Raw genomic sequence first — 716 nt, 5'->3', positions numbered from 1 at the left:
CATTATCGCTACTCATGTCAGCATTCGCACTTCTGATACCTCCAGCATCCTTTACAAGACACCTTCGCAGGCTTACAGAACGCTCTCCTACCATATCCTTACGGATATCCGCAGCTTCGGTGACTGGCTTAGCCCCGTTACATCTTCCGCGCAGGACGACTCGATCAGTGAGCTATTACGCTTTCTTTAAATGATGGCTGCTTCTAAGCCAACATCCTGACTGTTTTAGCCTTCCCACTTCGTTTTCCACTTAGCCAATCTTTGGGACCTTAGCTGGCGGTCTGGGTTGTTTCCCTCTTGACGCCGGACGTTAGCACCCGACGTCTGTCTCCCAAGCTCGCACTCATCGGTATTCGGAGTTTGCAATGGTTTGGTAAGTCGCGATGACCCCCTAGCCATAACAGTGCTCTACCCCCGATGGTGATACTTGAGGCACTACCTAAATAGTTTTCGGAGAGAACCAGCTATTTCCAAGTTTGTTTAGCCTTTCACCCCTACCCACAGCTCATCCCCTAATTTTTCAACATTAGTGGGTTCGGACCTCCAGTGCGTGTTACCGCACCTTCATCCTGGCCATGAGTAGATCACTTGGTTTCGGGTCTACACCCAGCGACTATCGCCCTGTTCGGACTCGATTTCTCTACGGCTTCCCTATCTGGTTAACCTTGCCACTGAATGTAAGTCGCTGACCCATTATACAAAAGGTACGCAGTCAC

1 rRNA gene is annotated in these 716 nt (G+C 50.1%); it reads right to left on the bottom strand.

From position 1 onward, the window contains the following. Nucleotides 1–716 (bottom strand): 23S ribosomal RNA (locus GTP27_RS23275); the annotation flags it as partial.

Source organism: Duganella qianjiadongensis (assembly GCF_009857915.1).
Classification (GTDB): Bacteria; Pseudomonadota; Gammaproteobacteria; order Burkholderiales; family Burkholderiaceae_D; genus Rugamonas; species Rugamonas qianjiadongensis.
This window is presented reverse-complemented; position numbering and strand designations above follow the sequence as displayed.